This window comes from Robertmurraya sp. (assembly GCF_036676585.1).
GTDB lineage: Bacteria > Bacillota > Bacilli > Bacillales > Cytobacillaceae > Robertmurraya_A.
Genome location: NZ_JAKFCQ010000188.1, coordinates 12,368 through 29,637 on the forward strand (window position 1 = coordinate 12,368; position 17,270 = coordinate 29,637).

Below are 17,270 nucleotides of genomic sequence, written 5' to 3' on the forward strand. Positions count from 1 at the left end.
GTCATATATATCAAATTTAAGAAGTTAACTTATTTTAAGAAATACTTTTCGATGTCATCAAGCATCAGGTTTGCTGCGATAACTCCGCCAGCTGTATTCCAGATGGCATCATCGATTTTATAAACATTTCCTTGCTTGGCAACCTCAAGGTTTTTAAATAGTGGATCTTCAATCCATTCCTTCTCTACTTGAGTTGCTGCTCCGTCACCTGTTTCATAAGTGAAATAGAATAGAGTGTCTCCATCCATCAATGGAATCTGTTCTTTTGTTGCACCTTTGATCGCGAATTCATTCACATCTTGACTTTCAGGACGAGCAAAACCTAATTGATCTAGTACCACACCAGAGAAAGAGTCCTTTTGATAAATACGCACATCAGCTGCTAGGAAACGGACGATGGATACTTTTTTCTGAAGTTGGTCACCGAGCTCTGTTTTCAAATCAGCAACACGAGTATCGTAATCAGAAATCACTTTGTTTCCTTCTTCAACTTTATTTAACGCCTTTGCATAAAGCTCAAAGTTTTCCTTCCAGTCTCCGCGTAATGTTTCAGAGAATACAGTTGGAGCAATGGCACTTAATTGATCGTAAATCGATTCTTGACGCATTTTGTTTCCAATAATTAAATCCGGTTGTAAAGCAGCAATCGCTTCAAGATTTACTTGTGTATCTGTTTCAAATCCAACTACTTGAACATCCTTCATGTCATCAGCAATATGCGCATACCAAGGGTCTCCATTTGCTGTCCAAGATTGAACCGCTCCAGCAGGTGTGACTCCTAATGCTAATAATGCTTCTGTTCCTTCATTTGTTAAAATAACGACCTTTTTAGGTGTATCAGGAATAGTGGTTGTCCCCATTGCGTGCTCAACGGTATAGCTTGTATTTTCCGTCTTTGCATCCTCATTATCGCTACCTGTGGACGATTCTTCGTTGCTTCCGCATGCTGCTAGAAGACTAAGAATTAAAATGGTTAACATAGTGAAAGAAAATTTAATAAGTTTCATAAGTTCCTCCTACAATGAATGTATGTAATTGTTAATGATAATCATTTTCACTTACGGGTATTATCATAAAATGAATTGAAAAGGGTGTCAATAGATAATTGAGATTTATTTTCATTTAGATAATAAAATTCATGGTACTACTTACTGAAAATGATTCTCAAAATCATTGACAGTGTGTATGGCATCCAATAGACTGAATTTTGTAAGTAGTATATAGAAAAGGATAAGAAGGATGCTGTTAAAAAATAATTCTCAAAGAATTGCCGGACTTATTTTTGTCGTTTTATTATTTCTCTATTTAATAGGTGCAAGCATTGTATATGGATATACTGATACGTCGTGGAAAATGGCATGGGAAGCGTTTCAAAATAATAATGGATCAAACGAGCATTTAGTGATTGAAACGGTTCGATTGCCAAGAGCATTAATTGCTGCGGCAGTAGGTAGTAGTCTCGCCATCGCAGGTGCTTTGATGCAAACATTAACAAAGAATCCATTGGCTTCACCTAGCATTTTTGGTATCAATGCTGGAGCAGGTTTTGCTGTGGTTATAGCCGTATCACTTTTTCAAATCAGTCATTTACAAGCCTTTGCGTGGATTGCTTTTCTTGGTGCAGCTGTTGCTGCTATCAGCGTCTATTTCATCGGGTCGCTCGGACGAGAAGGACTAACTCCGATGAAGCTAACATTGGCTGGTGCTGCCATTGCTGCGATGTTTTCCTCCTTTACACAAGGTTTTCTTGTATTAAGTGAAGTCGCACTCGATCAAGTATTGTTTTGGTTAGCTGGTTCTATTCAAGGAAGAAAACTCGAAATTCTTGTTTCTGTTATCCCTTACTTCGTCGTTGGTTGGATTGGTGCGTTACTTCTCGCCTCCAAGCTTAACGTTCTATCAATGGGAGAAGATGTGGCTAAAGCACTCGGTATTCGTACCGGGTTATTAAAAATTGGAATTGGCCTAATTGTCATTTTATTAGCAGGTGGGTCGGTAGCAGTAGCTGGTCCTGTCGGCTTTATTGGAATTGTGATTCCGCATATTACAAGAAGTATTGTAGGAATTGATCATAAATGGGTCATTCCTTATTCCGCATTTTTAGGAGCCATTCTTTTGCTTTTGGCTGATATTCTTGCAAGGTATGTCATTATGCCTGAGGAAGTACCAGTCGGCGTGATGACAGCGATCATAGGGACTCCTTTCTTTATCTATATTGCTAGAAGGGGGTTTAACGCAAAGTGAAGCAATATCAAAATCTTCGATGGTTTCAAGGGAAAGTGTCTATATTAATAGATAGAAAAGCAAGCTTTGTGATGCTTTGCTTGCTGCTAATAACAATGGCTGTTTTCATTATTAGCACCGGTTTAGGTGATATGAAAATTAACCCTGTCACGGTTGTCTCGGTTTTCTTTGGCGGGGGAACGGAAATGGAAAAGCTCGTGATTCAATCCTTTCGTCTGCCAAGGATCATTGTCGCTTTAGTCGTGGGAATGTCACTGGCTGTAGCTGGGGGCATTTTGCAAGGGATGATTAGAAATCCACTAGCGTCCCCAGATGTTCTTGGAATTACTGGCGGAGCATCAACAGCCGTTGTGTTATTTTTGGCCATCTTTAGTAATGAAAGCAATGCGTTAACGGTTAGCATTCAATGGATGCCGCTTGCAGCTTTTATTGGATCGGCTGTTGCTGGTTTACTCGTCTATATCTTTGCGTGGAAAAACGGAGTGTCCCCGGTTCGACTTGTACTAATAGGGATCGGGTTATCAGCCCTTTTTCAAGCACTAACTACGATGATGATGCTCCTTGGCCCGATCTACCGGGCAAGCCAAGCAAATATCTGGATTACTGGAACGGTCCATGGCTCAACTTGGACCAATGTGTTTACGATTGTACCGTGGGCATTCACTCTCATGTTGGTTGCCTTTTTTATGGCTAGAAAAGTGAATGTACTAGGATTAGGTGATGATGTAGCCACAAGTGTAGGGACTCATGTACAAAAACTAAGATTTGTGCTGTTGCTTATAAGTACAGCTTTAATAGGAAGTTCTGTTGCCTTTGCTGGAGGAATTGGATTCGTTGGTTTAATGGCACCACATATGGCTCGCCGTCTAGTGGGCTCAGTATATGGGGCATTACTTCCGGTCTCCGCTTTAATCGGTGCCATTTTGGTTATGGTGGCCGATTTGATTGGTCGAACGATGTTCTCTCCATTAGAGATTCCAGCAGGCGTGTTTACAGCAGGTATCGGTGCACCGTACTTTATTTATCTTCTTTTTAAAACAAGAAATGCATAATGTCAGGGAAGGAGTGCGAATAAGGATGAAAAAAGCTATTGAAACGAAACAATTAACGCTATCATATGGTGACTCCATCATTATAGATGAATTAGATTTGACGATCCCGAAAGGTGAAATTACTGTATTCATAGGTGGTAATGGTTGTGGGAAATCAACTCTTTTACGCTCAATTGCTCGGTTATTAAAGCCAAAAAGCGGGGAAATCGTATTAAATGGAAAAGAGATTGCAAAGATGTCCTCAAAGGATGTGGCAAAGCAAATGGCCGTGTTGCCGCAAGGACCGGTTGCACCTGAAGGTCTAACGGTTCTTCAACTGGTGAAGCAAGGCCGCTATCCATACCAAACATGGCTTAAGCAATGGTCTAGTGAGGATGAAGAGAAGGTATATCAGGCGCTTGAAGCAACCGGGTTGCTCGATTTAAAGGAACGGTCAGTGGATTCGCTTTCAGGTGGTCAACGTCAAAGAGCGTGGATTGCGATGACATTAGCACAGGATACGGACTTTATTCTTCTTGATGAACCAACCACCTATTTAGATATGACACATCAAATTGAAATACTAGATTTATTATTTGAGCTGAATGAGAGGGAAAATCGCACGATCGTGATGGTCCTTCATGACTTAAACTTAGCGTGTCGGTATGCGCATAATATCGTGGCAGTAAAGGACAAGAAAATAGCAGCAATGGGGAAGCCGGAGGATGTAGTGACAAGAGGTCTTGTGAAGAAGGTATTCGAAATGGATTGCGAAATTTCCATTGACCCTTTATTCGGGACCCCGCTTTGCATCCCATATGGAAAGGGAAGAACGGTATTTAGACAGGCAGGAGCAGTCAATGGATAACTTTTTTTCAGAAACAGAATTAAGTCAACTGAAGAATTATCGATTTACATTGGAAAAAGTTCATCAAGAATCTGATCTATCGATTACGTTAAGTGAGCTTCTTCAAAAAGATCAGCTTCGAACCTTTATCAGTCGTGCTTCGGAGCATATTGGGTCGCCCAATGTAAAAGTGACAGCATCCATGTTTATTAAAAGATACGCTTTTTTATCAGCCATTTATTTGTATGCGATGACCGCTTTTAACAAACGATTTCATATACAGCTTGAGCATATGCATCTTCAAACAGACGAACAAGATCCACTCTGGCTTCCTTCTTTCTATTTCTCAGAGTGGAGTATTAGTGAGCCTACAGGTGATAGAGACCAATGGAGATATGAAGCTATAGCTGACTTTTTCTCTAATATCGTAACTCCCATTGTGGAAAGTGTGAAGACGGAGTCAAAACAATCTAAACTTGTATTATGGGAAAATATTGCGATTTATATTTTTTGGCTATATGAATCCGTTTTGTCTGGAAATGAAGATGAAGAGGTTTGTGGGCGTGCAGTGGAAGACTTACACTTCATTGCACAACAAGCACCAGGATCATTGTTTGGGAGTTATCACGAAAATCCAATAAAAAAGCATTTTCATGAAAAACGTTATATTCCTGAGCTCGGAGAAGAAGTTCGTGTACGAACCACTTGCTGCTTCTTTTATGCCTTAACAGGAACAGCGGATCGTTGTAAAATTTGTCCGCAAACTTGTAATCGACCAAAAAAGGTACATAAGAACGGAGGGAACTCGTGAGCAATAACCTAGATGAAAAGATCAATGGATTACTAACCAAATATACCGAGTTGCTACTAGGTGAGGCAGATGTTGATCATGTGGAAAAAGTGAAGGCATGGATCCTGTATTCTCACATGAGTAAATCAATGCCGGCTCTTGTTAAGCATTGGAACGACACGTATCCTGATGCTAAGAATGAGATTAAGGAAACGATTAATGAAATCAAAGAATTAAATGAAGCGCACAGACAAGCGAAGAAATAAAACCGGGTCCAAAATGGTAACGGGTTCTGTTACCTGTCACAAAAATCCAAAATTTATATTAAAATGACCATCAATTTGTATGTGAATTTGATGGTCATTTTTTATTGATATAACGCGAATAATTATAAAAATAGGCGTGAGACTGTAGTCCAATTTGTATATCAAAATGTAAGGTTACAGAGATATGTTACCTCGCAAATTGGACTGCAAAATACTGTGTTTTTTATTTACAAAAACACGTTTTTCTTTTGACTTTGGCTCTGTAATTATTCATTGATGATTTCGTAGGTAAGATAAATAATAGGCGGAGAATTTCCGGCTAATGTATACAGAGGAAGCTTAAGAAGCAGAGATAAGCGGAGGAATTCCGGTTAACTGCTCTAAATAAGCCAAAATTCAAAGATTTGGATCACATAAGCGGAAAAACTCCGCTTATTTTTAAGGAAATATGGGTATTTTCCAATTTAAACGGAATTTTTCCGGTTATTTTTCATCCTCAGTGAAATCAACATCAGTTTTATAACAGTACCCTGGCCATAAAATGCAATATATATTAGTTGGCACTTTGTAATATTCTTACACAACAAAAAGCCCTGCATTTTGAGGACAAAGCGTATGTTTATAAAAAGTGACAAGAATCCGAACCCGTTATCCAAATGGGCTCGGTTTTTTCATGGTTATATCTCGTTCGATTCCTTCCCATCATCGTAGGAAATGACGAATGGAAATGGTAAAATGACAGTAAGAAACGCTTAGCTTTTCCTTTTCATATAGCTATAGTAAACGCTTGCAGGAGGGATATCAAAATGGAACAACTGATGAGAGATTTCTTTTTATTCCTTTCTAAAAATAAAGCATTAACCAAATTAGCAAAGCGGTATGGATTACGATTCGGGGCATCACGGTTTGTTGCTGGTGAAACGATTGAACTTGCAACACGTGTCATTCAAGACCTCAATCAAAAAGGTCTACTCGTTACAATCGATTATTTAGGCGAATTTGTCGACAATGAAATAGAAGCAAATGAAATGGCTGATAACTCAATACTTGCGATAGAAGCCATCGGACGGGAAAAACTTCAATCACAATTATCATTAAAAATGACGTCGATGGGATTAGATATTTCAGACGACGTTGTTCTTCACAATATGAGAAGAATACTAGAAGCAGCGAAAAAGAACGATGTGTTCGTCACGATAGATATGGAAGACTACTCTCGTGCGCAGAAAACGATCGATATTTTTAAGCAATTAAAAAGTGAATATGACAATGTTGGTACGGTTATTCAGGCATATTTATATCGAACGGAAAAGGATATCAAGGAGCTGAATGAGTACCATCCGAATTTACGGCTTGTGAAGGGGGCATACAAAGAATCTCCAGAAGTAGCATTTCCTGATAAAAAGGATGTAGATGCCAATTTTAAAAAAATCATAAATAGACATATGCTAAACGGAAATTACACGGCCGTTGCCACCCATGATGATGCGATCATTGAATACACCAAACAGCTCGCCAAAAACAATCGCATCAGCAACGACCAATTTGAGTTCCAAATGCTCTATGGCATTCGTCCGGAAAGGCAAATAGAGTTAGTTGAAGAAGGTTATAAAATGAGAGTATACGTCCCATATGGAACCGACTGGTACGGCTACTTCATGCGCCGCCTAGCCGAACGCCCAGCGAATGTAGCCTTCGTACTGAAGGGAATGCTTAAAAAGTAAGTGTGGAACTGCCCATTCGTTTGAGTGGGTAGTTTTAATTCATCTGCGACCCAACAATAAAACGTACCCGACACCAAATCCAGTGCGGGTACACTCATCATTATCTCTTATACTGGTTGTTCTGGCTGTTTCTTTTTCCACCACCATCATTTTCAACAGTTGGGCCTGCATCACCCTTAACACTAGCGGCACTTACGCCAGCCTTTGATGGGTTTTTCTTGATCTTTGCCATAGGTACACCCCCAAACTTTTTTCCTCGTGTATAACATATCCACATTCATAGGATTCTATTGGTCGCATAAAATAATGTAAATTTCAAAAAATTTTCAAATTTCAACGACAAAGGATTGCGTAAAATTTTTAAATATCTTATGATAAAAGTAACCAAAAATGAATGAGTGTTCATTCAAACTACCGAATCCACTCAAAAAAGCTAAAGGGGGAGACAAAAGTTGATCCAACAAATTAAAAAAGCTGCTGTTTTAGGCTCGGGGGTAATGGGGTCTGGTATTGCCGCACACCTTGCTAATATCGGGATTCCAACATTGCTATTAGATATTGTTCCGCGCGAACTAACTGACGACGAGAAGAAAAAGGGGTTATCACTAGAAGATAAAGCGGTAAGAAATCGTATCAGCCAAACAGCTCTACAAAAGCTGTTAAAGCAAAAACCTGCACCATTAACCTCAAAAAGTAATTTAGCACTCATTGAAGCAGGAAATTTTGAAGATGATCTATCAAGACTCAGCGAAGTTGACTGGATCATTGAAGTAGTTGTAGAAAACTTAGCCATTAAGCAGCAGATTTTCGAGAAGGTTGATCAATATCGAAAGCCTGGCAGCTTTGTAAGCTCAAATACATCTGGTATTTCTGTAGAGGCGATGACAGAAGGCCGCTCTGAAGACTTCCAAAAGCATTTCCTTGGTACTCACTTTTTTAACCCACCTAGATACTTAAAGCTTTTAGAAATTATTCCAACTCAACATACATCACCCGATGTACTTCATTTTATGAAGCAGTACGGGGAAGATATTCTCGGAAAAGGCGTTGTTGTTGCTAAGGACACGCCAAATTTTATCGCTAACCGAATTGGTACGTACGGTCTGTTAGTTACAGTAAGGGAAATGTTAAAAGGTGGATACAGCGTTGGAGAAGTGGATTCTGTAACGGGACCGCTAATCGGACGACCAAAGAGTGCAACCTTCCGTACATTGGATGTGGTTGGACTAGATACATTTGCGCACGTAGCAAGAAACGTGTATGACCAAGTGGATGGAGCAGAAAAAGAAGTTTTTGAGGTACCTGCCTTCATGAATCAAATGCTTGAAAAAGGTTGGTTTGGAAGCAAATCTGGTCAAGGGTTCTTCCTGAAAAAAGGAAAAGAAATTCTCGAATTAGATCCGGCCACTCTTGAATACGTGGAACGAAAAAAATTAAAAACCGCCTCCGTTGAAATGAGCAAACAGGAAAAAGGCTTAGCTAATAAAATGAAAGCGCTTGTATATGCGAACGATCGTTCTGGAGAACTACTATGGAAAATTTTTAGTCCGGTACTTGTGTATTCTGCGGAATTACTCGGTACGATTGCCGATGATATCGTCGCGATTGACCGTGCCATGAAATGGGGCTTCGGTTGGGAGCAAGGTCCATTTGAAGTATGGGATGCCATTGGGCTAGAAAAATCGATTGCCAAAATGGAGAAAGACGGCCATACCGTTCCAAGCTGGGTAAAGGAAATGCTAGCAAATGGTCATACAAGCTTTTATAAGGAAGAAGAAAACGGTGATCTTTTCTTCTATACCAATGGTGATTACAAGCTTGTAGAAGAAAACCCAAAGGTTATCAACCTGAAAAGAATCAAAAAACAGCGTGGGGTTATTAAGAAGAATAGTGGTGCAAGCTTGATTGATCTTGGAGATGGAGTAGCCCTTCTAGAATTCCACTCACAAAGTAATGCGATTGGGCTCGATATTGTGCAAATGATTAATTTTGCTGTTGAAGAAGTGGAAAAGAATTTCAAGGGCTTGGTGATTGGGAATCAAGGTAAGAACTTCTGCGTTGGGGCAAATCTTGCCATGATTCTTATGGAAGCACAGGATGATAATATTTTTGAAATTGATATGGTCGTTCGTCACTTCCAACAAGCGATGATGAAAATTAAGTACAGTACAAAGCCAGTCGTTGCCGCACCATTTGCGATGACCCTTGGTGGTGGTACAGAGGTTTGCCTACCAGCTGCGCATATTCAAGCGACAATGGAAACGTACATGGGGCTCGTGGAAGTCGGGGTAGGTCTTATCCCTGGAGGTGGCGGTAACAAAGAGCTATACATGAAGTTTTTAAACAGCATGCCAAACGGAGTTCCATTTGACCTTCAAAACGTGGCGAATAAAGTGTTTGAAACGATTGCAATGGCAAAGGTGTCCACATCGGGAGAGGAAGCGCGTGAAAACAACTTCTTGAATAAAGCAGATGCTGTCAGTGTAAACGGAGACCACCAGCTTTATGACGCAAAGCAGGCTGTTCTAGCACTTTATGACAAAGGGTATAAGCCACCAGTCCGAAAGAAGATTCCAGTAGTCGGTGAAACGGGCTACGCCACCTTACTTCTAGGAGCACAAACGATGCATTACTCCGGATATATTTCAGAGCACGATTTGAAAATTGCAAAGAAACTAGCTTATGTGATTGCGGGCGGAAAAGTGCCATTTGGAACAGAAGTTGATGAGCAATATTTGCTTGACCTTGAGAAAGAGGCTTTCTTGAGCTTAATTGCAGAGCCAAAATCACAAGCAAGAATGCAGCATATGCTTCTAAAAGGAAAACCATTGCGCAACTAATAGATTGGTAGAGTTATAGCATAAATAGGAAGCGAGGGAACGTGATGAGAGAAGCGGTTATCGTTGCTGGAGCACGAACTCCAGTGGGAAAATCAAAAAAAGGGTCGCTTGCCAGCGTTAGACCTGATGATCTTGGTGCACTGGTTGTAAAAGAGACCTTAAAGCGAGCAGGAAATTACGATGGAAATATCGATGACTTAATTATTGGCTGTGCTATGCCTGAAGCAGAGCAAGGGTTAAATATGGCAAGAAATATTGGGGCGCTTGCAGGACTTCCTGATACAGTGCCTGCAATCACCATCAATCGTTATTGTTCATCAGGGCTTCAGTCGATTGCCTATGCGGCAGAAAAGATAATGATTGGTCATGCCGACACCATCATTGCTGGTGGAGCAGAATCAATGAGCTTAGTACCGATGATGGGGCATGTGGTTCGACCAAACGCCAAACTGGCTGAGACAGCTCCTCAATACTATATGGGGATGGGGCACACCGCAGAAGAGGTAGCAAGAAAATTTGGAATTTCTCGTGAAGATCAGGATGCTTTTGCGGTAAGAAGTCACCAAAAAGCAGCAAAAGCTCTTCATGAAGGAAAGTTTGTTGATGAAATTGTACCAGTACACGTTATTCTACGCTCGGTTGGAAAAGACAATAAACTAATCGAAAAACCATTCGTTTTTAGCCAAGACGAGGGAGTTCGTCCTGAGTCAACGGTAGAAACATTAGCAAAGCTTCGTCCGGCCTTTTCGGTAACAGGAACCGTTACTGCAGGGAATTCTTCACAAACAAGTGATGGAGCCGCAGCCGTCATGGTTATGGATCGTGAAAAAGCAGAGGCTGGGGGACTCACGCCGCTTGTCAAATTCCGATCATTCGCTGTTGGAGGCGTGCCACCTGAAATTATGGGGATTGGTCCAGTTGTAGCCATTCCTAAAGCATTAAAGCTTGCTGGATTAGTGTTATCGGATATCGGATTATTTGAACTAAATGAAGCTTTCGCCTCTCAATCGATTCAAGTCATTCGTGAGCTAGGAATTGATGAGGAAAAGGTAAATGTGAACGGTGGAGCGATTGCACTAGGTCATCCACTTGGCTGTACCGGTGCGAAGCTAACCCTTTCTCTTATTCATGAGATGAAGCGACGCAATCAACAATTTGGGGTTGTCACGATGTGTATCGGTGGCGGTATGGGTGCTGCCGGAGTGTTCGAACTTTTATAAAAGAACGGAGGAAAAAAGATGACTAATCAAACAGATAAATTAATTAAAGGTGGAAGCTTTTTAATCGAAGATGTTTCCTATGATCGAGTCTTTACTCCAGAGGATTATACAGATGAGCAAAAAATGATCGCAAAAATGACAGAGGATTTCGTTACCAATGAAGTTCTCCCACAAGTCGAGCATATCGAAAACCATGAGTTTGACCGTTCGGTAAAGCTTTTAAAAGAAGCTGGTGAACTCGGTCTTCTAGGAGCTGACGTTCCGGAAGAGTATGGCGGTTTGGCACTTGATAAAATCAGCTCTGCACTAATTGCTGAAAAAATGTCTCGTGCGGGTGGTTTCTCAATCTCACACGGTGCACATGTTGGTATCGGGTCGTTACCAATCGTATTGTTCGGGAACGAGGACCAAAAGCAAAAATACTTACCTACACTAGCCACTGGGGAAAAGTTGGCTGCCTATGCATTAACAGAACCAGGCTCGGGATCAGATGCATTAGGGGCAAGAACAACGGCTGTTTTAAATGCAGAAGGAACACATTATGTGCTTAACGGAGAAAAGCAATGGATTACAAACGCAGGCTTTGCCGATGTATTTGTTGTTTATGCAAAAATTGATGGCGAGCACTTCTCTGCTTTTATCGTAGAAAGAGAGTTTTCGGGAGTGTCTGTTGGTCCAGAAGAAAAGAAGATGGGGATTAAGAGTTCTTCCACTCGTACTTTGATCTTAGAAGATGCTCAAGTACCGGTTGAAAACCTATTAGGAGAGTACGGTAAAGGTCATATTATTGCCTTTAATATTTTAAATATTGGTCGTTATAAGCTTGGGGTAGGGGCAGTTGGAGGTTCTAAGGCGGCATTTGAAATTACGACTAAGTACACGAACCAACGCCAACAATTTAAAACAAAGCTATCTCAATTCAATTTAACAAAAGAAAAACTAGCAACAATGGCTTCTAAAATCTATGCGGCAGAAAGCTCTGTATACCGTACAGTCGGACTTTTTGAAGAACGTATGAGCAAGCTATCGGACGAAGAAGTGAAAAATGGGAAAGCGGTAGCAGCATCGATTGCTGAATACGCAATTGAATGTTCATTGAATAAATTCTTCGCGACGGAAGTGTTGGATTATGTAGCGGACGAAGGGGTACAGCTTCACGGTGGCTACGGCTTTATGAGCGAGTATGAAATTGAACGAGTGTACCGCGACTCTAGAATTAATCGTATTTTTGAAGGAACAAACGAAATCAATCGTCTATTAGTGCCAGGCACTTATTTAAGGAAAGCATTTAAAGGAGAGCTACCATTATTTCAGAAAGCGCAAGCCCTTCAAGAAGAGCTCATGATGCTTATGCCAGAAGAGCCAGGGGATGAGCCTCTAGCTCAAGAGAAGTATCTAGTGAAAAATGCGAAGAAAATCGGCCTTCTTGCGGCAGGCCTAGCGGCTCAAAAGTTTGGCAAAGCACTTGAGCGTGAGCAGGAAATCTTAGTGAACATTGCCGATATCGTATCTAATGCTTATGCGATGGAATCAGTGGTTCTACGAACAGAAAAAGCAATCGTCAAGGACGGGGAAGAAAAGAGCAAGCAAAAGCTTTTATACACACAAATCTTCTGTCAAGAAGCGTTCAACGAAATCGAGCAGCATGCAAAAGAAACACTTGTCGCAACAGAAACAGGTGACGCACTGCGCATGATGATCTCCGCCCTTCGCAAATTTACAAGACACACACCAATCAATGTCATTGCGAAAAAGCGCGAAGCATCAGAAAAACTAATCGAAGCAGAAAAATTTGTCCTATAACTACAGTAAATCCCCCCTTTAAGTAGATGAAGGGGGGATTCGTTTGCAAACGCGAAAATTCCCCGAAAATTTCGTAGTCAAAGTTATGAATTTGTACCTAATTATGTTAATATGCAATTGAAAGTGTAAAAGGATGGTGGTAACATGGCATTGACCTTCTATTGGTATCCGAAATGTGGAACCTGTCGAAACGCGAAAAAATGGCTGGATTCTCACAATATTGAGTATCAAGAGGTACATATCGTAGAGCAGCCTCCTTCAAAAGCGGAACTTGAATCCTTCTATAAAGCAAGTGGACTTGAGCTGAAAAAATTCTTCAACACGAGCGGACAAAAATATCGTGAGCTTGGTGTGAAAGATAAAATTGCAACATCTTCAGAGGACGAGCTTCTTGAGCTTCTTGCCTCGGACGGAATGTTAATCAAGCGCCCATTGCTAACAGATGGAGAGAAAGTAACGCTTGGCTTTAAGGAAGCAGACTATGAAAAAGTATGGCTTACAAAGTAACCAACAATTAATACATAATATGGAGGGGTTTTATCGTGAGTACACCAAAGGATCTACGTTATTCTGAAGAACATGAATGGGTAAAAACAGAAGGAAATACCGTTCGTATCGGTATTACACATTTCGCTCAATCGGAGCTTGGTGACATCGTGTTTGTTGAACTTCCAGAAGTAGGTGACACAGTAACTGCTGATGAGCCATTCGGTAGCGTTGAATCTGTTAAAACAGTTTCTGAACTTTACGCTCCAGTAAGCGGAAAAGTAGTAGAAGTAAACGAAGACTTAAACGACAGCCCAGAGTTTGTCAATGAGTCACCATACGAAAAAGCTTGGATGATTGTTGTTGAGCCAACGGACGCTAGTGAAGTGGATAACTTAATGACAGCTGAGCAATACGAAGAAATGATTAACGAAGACTAATACAAAAGGCACCTTTTTAGGTGTCTTTTATTGTCTCTTTTTTTTCTAGCAAACATGGGCATGCTAGACGTATAACAGAAAAGAAAGGGATGGCAACAACATGACTTTGCAGCAAGGTAAATTAGATATTACAGACCGTGTTGTCGGAAAGCTTCAAAATGGCGAAATTGTGCTTTATCTAGAAAACGAGAAAATCGGAAAGGTAACTTTACCGAGTGGAAGTGATATGCAGCTTGAGCATCATTTTGAAAGCGCTGGAGAGAAGATTTTTCAGCTTGTATCCACTCCATCCAGTGACGAACCAAGATATACCGATTGTGACGAAGGTGGATGGTGTTAATCTAAGGGCAGCGGTTTTTTTTCCGCTGTTTATTTTTTTATAATCGTAAATAGTTAGAGGAATTGTACACCTCTTTCGAGAATAATGAATAAAGTAAAGAAAATACAACATGTTCACAGGTGATGCATATGACTGAAATGAGACCTGAAAAAGTAATTATTGTGGAAGGTACGTCAGACAAAAAGAAGGTGCAAAAGGTTATTAAGGAGCCTGTAGACATTATTTGTACGAATGGAACGATATCTCTTTCGAAGCTCGATGAAATCATTGATGATTTGTTTGGAAAGGATGTCTATATCCTTGTTGATGCTGATGAAGCTGGAGAAAAGCTGCGAAGACTTTTTAAACGGGAATTTCCTGAAGCAGACCATTTATACATCGATCGAACTTACAGGGAGGTCGCTACTGCACCAGAACATCATTTAGCTACTGTACTGCTCGGGGCAAACATCGACGTCTTTACGCAATTTTTAGACAAAGTGTAAGAAGGGGTAACAACATGCAAGAATTGCTTGATAATAACAGGGAACGGCTCCACTCGGCTGAGGAAACAAAATTTCTCTACTTGTACACACCATTATGTGGTACATGCCAAGTAGCAGGGAAAATGCTCTCGGTCGTTGAAGAGCTTTTGCCACACCATAACTGGTTAAAGGCAGATCTGAATTTTGTGCCGGCATTAGCTGAGCAATATTCGATTGAGTCGGTTCCCTGTTTGCTAGTTATAAGAAACAATGAACTTGTTAAGAAAATTTATGCTTTTCAATCGGTACCATTTTTATATGAAAGTTTAAGATCTTTTTAGGAATCAGACGGTACTTGTCTGATTTTTTTATTTGTGGATTCCCAGATCCCTTCGACAGTAAAAGTAATTTCGTTCAAAAAGATGACATATTTCTCGGGAAATGAACTCTAACTACAGCATTCGATACAAAGCTTGTTAAGTACCCCTGACAAACGCCCCGAAAATTTGTCGAAAAGATATTAAAGGTAAGGCTTCTCTCAGAGTGGAATATATATGTAATCGTATATTTAGAGGGGGAAGACCGATGCTTGTTCAGTTACAAAGAACAGTGAATGAATGGAATAACCGAAGTCATTTACTGCCTTTTTTAAAGAAGGCACCAGTCGTTATTTGTATTAGATCAGAAGATGAGGCCTTCTTTATCCATATAAATAAAGGGAATGTTGAACTTTTATTCAAAAATGTTCATCATCATATTGACGCACATCTCCAAGGACGGAAGGAACATATAATATCCTTGCTTTGCGGGGAGATCAAACTAAGACAAGCAACTTTATCGAATTTAATTTCCTTACAAGCAACATTTAGAACAGCTTTATACTTAGAAACCTTGTTCTTTTTAGTAAAGCCATATAAGCATGTGAATAATATTTGAAACTTTTCTGAACTTTCGCAATTATTATTGACTTTCCAATTTTACCCATGATACCATCATCTACGTGATTAATAAAAATTCTTATCAAGAGTGGTGGAGGGACTGGCCCTTTGATGCCCGGCAACCGGTGTAATACACGGTGCTAAATCCAGCAGAGGAAACTCTGGAAGATAAGGAGAGACGCTACTACCCCCTCTTCTTAGGATGAGGGGTTTTACAATAAAAATTGTTTTTGGGAGGGAATGAAATGACAGAACAAAAGAAGTATCGGTTAGAAACCCTTGGTGTACATGGTGGATTAAGCCCAGATCCTGTTACAGGAGCAAGAGCTGTACCAATTTATCAAAACAATGCTTATCAGTTTAAAAATACAGAGCATGCTGCTAATCTTTTTGCACTTGCTGAGCCGGGATATATTTATACACGTATTCATAATCCAACTACTACTGTATTTGAAGAAAGAGTGGCCCTTTTAGAAGGTGGAGTCGGAGCACTTGCTGTATCGAGTGGAATGGCAGCGATTACACTGGCTATTCTTAACGTGGCTGAAGCAGGGGATGAAATCGTTGCGGCTTCGAATCTATATGGAGGTACATATAATCTCTTTGCCGTAACGCTACCTAAATATGGGATTCAAGTGAAGTTTGTGGATTCAACCAATCCAGAAAACTTTAAACAAGCTATTACAGAGAAAACAAAGGCGGTATTTGCAGAGACCATTGGAAACCCAAGCTTGCGAATTTTGGATATCGAAAAGGTCGCAAAGATTGCACATGATGCAGGTATTCCGCTAGTAATCGATAATACCTTTGCGACTCCTTATTTATGTCGTCCAATCGAACATGGTGCGGATATTGTCATTCATTCGGCAACCAAATGGCTTTTAGGAAATGGTACTACTCTTGGAGGCATTATCGTGGATGGCGGAAAGTTTGATTGGAATTCGTCGAAGTTTCCTGGATTTACAACCCCTGATGCAAGCTATCATGATATTGTATATAGTGAGGCAATTGGTGCTGCAGCTTATATTGTGAAAGCAAGAGTTCAATTACTACGTGATCTAGGTCCAGCATTAAGCCCTCAAAATGCTTTTCAATTCACACTTGGTCTAGAAACTTTGCATGTGAGAATGAAGGAGCATGTGGCAAATACAAAGAAGGTAGTAGAGTATCTAGAAGCACATCCTGCGGTTAATTGGGTGATGTATCCAGGAAATGAAAAGCATCCAGACTATGAGCTTGCAAAGAAATACTTACCAAAAGGAGCAGGTTCTATCGTTGTCTTTGGAATCGACGGAGGTCGAGAGGCTGGAGCGAAGTTTATAAATAGTCTCAAACTTTGGGCGCATGTTGCCAATGTTGGCGATGCAAAAAGCTTAGTAATCCATCCTGCAAGCACGACTCATCAACAGCTTGACTCTGAGGGATTAAAAGCAGCAGGTGTTCCAGAGGATTTAATTCGTCTATCAATCGGGATTGAAAATGTTGAAGATTTAGTTGAAGATTTAGAGCAAGCGATTACACTGGCGACAGGGAAAACGTCGCTTACTAGCCATGTGTAATCAATAAGGTTTTTGTCGAAATTTATCGTTGACACTCCGATTTTTCCATGATACGATAGCATTCGTGATTAAGACTACAACGTAAAGTTCATATAGATTGATAAGCTCTTATCAAGAGAGGTGGAGGGATGTGCCCTATGAAGCCCGGCAACCGTCAAATTATTGAAATGGTGCCAATTCACACAAAGCGTATTGCTTTGATAGATGAGAGAAAGGTGACTGTTTCTGCCTTTCTGCTCATGCAGAAAGGTTTTTTTTGTAGATAAGAAAGTATAAAT

At 40.4% G+C, this 17,270-nt stretch carries 18 protein-coding genes and 2 riboswitches; of the genes, 16 read left to right on the top strand and 2 right to left on the bottom strand.

Annotation, left to right across the window (positions count from 1 at the left end):
- Window positions 1–29 precede the first annotated feature (29 nt).
- Window positions 30–1,007: an ABC transporter substrate-binding protein gene (locus tag ACGLXV_RS23380; RefSeq protein ID WP_391560508.1), complete on the bottom strand. Its 978-nt coding sequence runs from the start codon at window positions 1,005–1,007 to the stop codon at window positions 30–32.
- Between the two features lie 232 nt (window positions 1,008–1,239).
- On the opposite strand from ACGLXV_RS23380, the gene ACGLXV_RS23385 reads away from it, so the two are divergent.
- The 6 genes from ACGLXV_RS23385 to ACGLXV_RS23410 all read left to right on the top strand — a co-directional run bounded on the left by ACGLXV_RS23385 (window position 1,240) and on the right by ACGLXV_RS23410 (window position 6,902).
- Entirely contained in the window at window positions 1,240–2,244 is a 1,005-nt protein-coding gene (locus ACGLXV_RS23385; RefSeq protein WP_391560509.1) for a FecCD family ABC transporter permease, read from the top strand.
- The gene (locus ACGLXV_RS23390; RefSeq protein WP_391560510.1) at window positions 2,241–3,296 is read left to right on the top strand and encodes a FecCD family ABC transporter permease; all 1,056 of its coding nucleotides are present in this window, start codon (window positions 2,241–2,243) and stop codon (window positions 3,294–3,296) included. Before ACGLXV_RS23385 ends, ACGLXV_RS23390 begins: the two co-directional genes overlap by 4 nt.
- A gap of 25 nt (window positions 3,297–3,321) precedes the next feature.
- Window positions 3,322–4,143: an ABC transporter ATP-binding protein gene (locus tag ACGLXV_RS23395; RefSeq protein ID WP_391560511.1), complete on the top strand. Its 822-nt coding sequence runs from the start codon at window positions 3,322–3,324 to the stop codon at window positions 4,141–4,143.
- Window positions 4,136–4,933, top strand: coding sequence for an IucA/IucC family C-terminal-domain containing protein (locus ACGLXV_RS23400; RefSeq protein WP_391560512.1), 798 nt, complete (start codon window positions 4,136–4,138; stop codon window positions 4,931–4,933). The genes ACGLXV_RS23395 and ACGLXV_RS23400 overlap by 8 nt, the downstream gene beginning before the upstream one ends.
- Window positions 4,930–5,178 (top strand): YusU family protein, encoded by a 249-nt coding sequence (locus tag ACGLXV_RS23405; protein WP_119709839.1) that lies wholly within the window; start codon window positions 4,930–4,932, stop codon window positions 5,176–5,178. Before ACGLXV_RS23400 ends, ACGLXV_RS23405 begins: the two co-directional genes overlap by 4 nt.
- An 806-nt stretch (window positions 5,179–5,984) precedes the next feature.
- Window positions 5,985–6,902: a proline dehydrogenase family protein gene (locus tag ACGLXV_RS23410; protein WP_391560513.1), complete on the top strand. Its 918-nt coding sequence runs from the start codon at window positions 5,985–5,987 to the stop codon at window positions 6,900–6,902.
- Window positions 6,903–7,002: 100 nt separating this feature from the next.
- Here the strand turns inward: ACGLXV_RS23410 and ACGLXV_RS23415 are convergent, their stop codons facing one another.
- Window positions 7,003–7,134, bottom strand: coding sequence for a YuzL family protein (locus tag ACGLXV_RS23415; protein WP_119709837.1), 132 nt, complete (start codon window positions 7,132–7,134; stop codon window positions 7,003–7,005).
- Window positions 7,135–7,357: 223 nt separating this feature from the next.
- On the opposite strand from ACGLXV_RS23415, the gene ACGLXV_RS23420 reads away from it, so the two are divergent.
- The 10 genes from ACGLXV_RS23420 to ACGLXV_RS23465 all read left to right on the top strand — a co-directional run bounded on the left by ACGLXV_RS23420 (window position 7,358) and on the right by ACGLXV_RS23465 (window position 16,992).
- Window positions 7,358–9,742, top strand: a complete 2,385-nt coding sequence (locus ACGLXV_RS23420) for a 3-hydroxyacyl-CoA dehydrogenase/enoyl-CoA hydratase family protein (RefSeq protein WP_391560518.1) — start codon at window positions 7,358–7,360, stop codon at window positions 9,740–9,742.
- A 44-nt stretch (window positions 9,743–9,786) separates the two neighbouring features.
- Complete coding sequence (locus tag ACGLXV_RS23425; RefSeq protein WP_391560519.1) at window positions 9,787–10,962, top strand: acetyl-CoA C-acetyltransferase; 1,176 nt, start codon at window positions 9,787–9,789, stop codon at window positions 10,960–10,962.
- Between the two features lie 18 nt (window positions 10,963–10,980).
- Window positions 10,981–12,765, top strand: a complete 1,785-nt coding sequence (locus tag ACGLXV_RS23430) for an acyl-CoA dehydrogenase family protein (RefSeq protein ID WP_391560514.1) — start codon at window positions 10,981–10,983, stop codon at window positions 12,763–12,765.
- 144 nt (window positions 12,766–12,909) lie between these two features.
- Window positions 12,910–13,272 carry an arsenate reductase family protein gene (locus tag ACGLXV_RS23435; RefSeq protein ID WP_391560515.1) on the top strand — a complete coding sequence of 121 codons (363 nt, stop codon included), beginning with the start codon at window positions 12,910–12,912 and terminating at the stop codon, window positions 13,270–13,272.
- A gap of 35 nt (window positions 13,273–13,307) precedes the next feature.
- A complete protein-coding gene (gcvH, locus tag ACGLXV_RS23440) occupies window positions 13,308–13,691 on the top strand; it encodes a glycine cleavage system protein GcvH (RefSeq protein ID WP_119709834.1) in 384 nt (127 codons plus the stop codon).
- 100 nt (window positions 13,692–13,791) lie between these two features.
- Entirely contained in the window at window positions 13,792–14,031 is a 240-nt protein-coding gene (locus ACGLXV_RS23445; protein WP_119709833.1) for a YusG family protein, read from the top strand.
- A 128-nt stretch (window positions 14,032–14,159) separates the two neighbouring features.
- Window positions 14,160–14,516, top strand: coding sequence for a toprim domain-containing protein (locus ACGLXV_RS23450; protein WP_119709832.1), 357 nt, complete (start codon window positions 14,160–14,162; stop codon window positions 14,514–14,516).
- Window positions 14,517–14,530: 14 nt separating this feature from the next.
- Complete coding sequence (locus ACGLXV_RS23455) at window positions 14,531–14,836, top strand: thioredoxin family protein (protein WP_119709831.1); 306 nt, start codon at window positions 14,531–14,533, stop codon at window positions 14,834–14,836.
- A gap of 244 nt (window positions 14,837–15,080) precedes the next feature.
- Window positions 15,081–15,431, top strand: coding sequence for a hypothetical protein (locus ACGLXV_RS23460; protein WP_119709830.1), 351 nt, complete (start codon window positions 15,081–15,083; stop codon window positions 15,429–15,431).
- A 78-nt stretch (window positions 15,432–15,509) separates the two neighbouring features.
- Window positions 15,510–15,608, top strand: a riboswitch (SAM riboswitch).
- Between the two features lie 70 nt (window positions 15,609–15,678).
- On the top strand, window positions 15,679–16,992 hold the full coding sequence (locus ACGLXV_RS23465) for an O-acetylhomoserine aminocarboxypropyltransferase/cysteine synthase family protein (protein WP_391560516.1): 1,314 nt from the start codon (window positions 15,679–15,681) through the stop codon (window positions 16,990–16,992).
- A 105-nt stretch (window positions 16,993–17,097) separates the two neighbouring features.
- A riboswitch (SAM riboswitch) is annotated at window positions 17,098–17,203 on the top strand.
- Window positions 17,204–17,270: the final 67 nt, after the last annotated feature.